The following is a 2,127-nucleotide window of genomic DNA, read 5'->3' as shown; positions in this document are numbered from 1 at the left end:
GTGCTGGGCCTGATCCCGGATTGCGACCTCGACAAGGTCTCGGCGGTCGGCAACGCCGCCGGTGCCGGCGCGCGCATGGCGCTGCTCAATCGCGGCTACCGCCGCGAGATCGAGGACACGGTCAGCAAGATCGAGAAGATCGAGACGGCGCTGGAACCGAAATTCCAGGAGCATTTCGTCTACGCCATGGCGCTGCCCAACAAGGTCGATCCGTTCCCGAAACTGTCGGCAGCGGTGAAACTGCCGCCGCGCAAGACGGTCAGCGAGGATGGCGTTGCCGGCGACGCCGCTCCGCGCCGGCGTTCGCGCGAAGGCCACGAGGGGCGGAGGCGTGGACGGGAATAAGCGGCCCGCCCCCGCCAACACCTTTCGAAACTCATTTGCATGCAAATGTTTCCGGATCGTCTGATCCGGAAACCAAAACGCTGTTTTCGTGAAATTCGCCAGATACATGGCAGGCGCATTCAACCGGCATCGAACGGCAGGCAGGAAATATCTTTCAGCCGCTGCAACGCTCCAGGGGAGACAACGATGTCAATGCTCGAAAGCCTGAGCCGCTATGGCACCGCCATCAGACAAGCCCATGACCGCAGCAAGGCGCGGCGCCTGCTGAACAGCCTGCCGCCCGAAATCCAGAAGGACATCGGCTGGCCGGTGTCGCCGCGATCCAGTGAAAGGGCATCCCTCAGCAACGCTATCTGGAGCGCCGCGCGCTGATGACCTTCGCCGACAAATGCAAATTGCTCGGCATGCGCCGGGAACCTCGCATGTCCCCGGCGACCACCAGCAACCGGCTGCGAGCCGCACTTTTACCGCGTCGCTGACCACTGCGGCGCGGATCAAACCGCCGTGTAGACGCGGGCGCAAATCTTGACATTTTCAGCCACGGCACAATCTTTCGATCTAGGGGGTTCTCTTAGTCGGCTTTGGCCGAAGTTCGTGTATTCGCATGCCAAGTTTGAAAAGCCATGTCGTGTCTTTTGTCTTGCGGCACAGCCGTAAGCAGGCATTTGCCAGTCCGGAAAATCTGCAGCGCTGGATCGCGGCCGCGCGCAAGACCGAGAACCACCGGCCGCCCGCCTCGCTACACCAGCGTCTCGACATCGAGATGCATACGGTCGATGGCTTCCCCGTATACGAAATCCCACCCAAGTCCGGCGAACAGAAGCGGATTCTCTACTTGCACGGCGGCGCCTATGTCTTTGAAATCACGCCCTATCATTGGCACCTGATTGCCGACATGGCGGATCGGTTGGGCTACGCAATCACGGTGCCGATCTATCCAATCGCTCCCGAACATGATTTCCACGCCATGTTCGGAATGGTTGGCGATGTTTACCGGCAGATGCTCGCCGAGACGGAGGCCGAGGACATCGTCTTCATGGGCGATTCCGCCGGCGGCAACATGGCTGTGGTGCTGACCATGATGGCCGCCGAAGAAGGACTGTCCCTGCCGTCACGACATGTGCTCATTTCGCCGGGTCTCGACGTGTCGCTCACCAATCCCGCAGTGTTCGAGGCGGAACGCAACGACCCTTGGCTGGGCATAGCTGGCGGACGAGAGGCGATTCGTCTGTACAGTGCCGGCATCGATCCCAGCGACTGGCATATCAGCCCGGTCTATGGAGATCTGTCAGTGCTGCCAAGAACACTGCTTTTGACAGGCTCGCGCGATCTTTTGACGCCCGACAATCTGATCTTCGCGGAAAAAGCCCGCGCCGCCGGCGTTGAAATCGATCTTGTCTATGAGGAAGGCATGTTCCACGTCTGGCCGCTGATCGACATGCCGGAGGCCCGGCGCGCCCGCGAGCGCATCGTCGAATTTCTCGGGGAGAGCCGGATCGTGCAAGACACGAGAGTAAGGCCTGAACAGCGCCCCGCCGAAGCGGCGGAGTAGCTCTATATTGTCGTCCTTACCAGCCGGTCAGAACTTGCCGGTTTCCCGGAACACTTCGAAGGTCGCGCGGATGTGGTCGGCGACGGCCTTGACCGGCGCGCTGGCGTCCGGCGCCACCACCATCGCCAGATTGTAGGTGCCGATGTCGGGCATGCCGTCCTTCGGGCAGAGTTCGACCATGTCGTTGCCGAGAAACGACTTCGGCAGCGGCGCCACGGCGAGATCGGACA

Annotated in this window: 3 protein-coding genes and 1 pseudogene; 3 read left to right on the top strand and 1 reads right to left on the bottom strand. The window is 61.4% G+C overall.

Going from position 1 to position 2,127, the window contains the following annotated elements:
* The 3 genes from EN991_RS33660 to EN991_RS33650 all read left to right on the top strand — a co-directional run.
* Positions 1–345: ASKHA domain-containing protein (locus tag EN991_RS33660; RefSeq protein WP_127370351.1), on the top strand; the 345-nt coding region annotated here is incomplete at its 5' end.
* 186 nt (positions 346–531) lie between these two features.
* The gene (locus EN991_RS33655; RefSeq protein WP_027160508.1) at positions 532–717 is read left to right on the top strand and encodes a hypothetical protein; all 186 of its coding nucleotides are present in this window, start codon (positions 532–534) and stop codon (positions 715–717) included.
* A gap of 232 nt (positions 718–949) precedes the next feature.
* On the top strand, positions 950–1,897 hold the full coding sequence (locus tag EN991_RS33650) for an alpha/beta hydrolase (protein WP_127370350.1): 948 nt from the start codon (positions 950–952) through the stop codon (positions 1,895–1,897).
* 27 nt (positions 1,898–1,924) lie between these two features.
* Here the strand turns inward: EN991_RS33650 and EN991_RS33645 are convergent.
* Positions 1,925–2,127, bottom strand: a pseudogene (locus EN991_RS33645) (LysR family transcriptional regulator); the annotation flags it as partial.

It is taken from the genome of Mesorhizobium sp. M7A.F.Ca.US.005.03.2.1 (genome assembly GCF_003997795.1).
Classification (GTDB): domain Bacteria; phylum Pseudomonadota; class Alphaproteobacteria; order Rhizobiales; family Rhizobiaceae; genus Mesorhizobium; species Mesorhizobium ciceri.
This window is presented reverse-complemented; position numbering and strand designations above follow the sequence as displayed.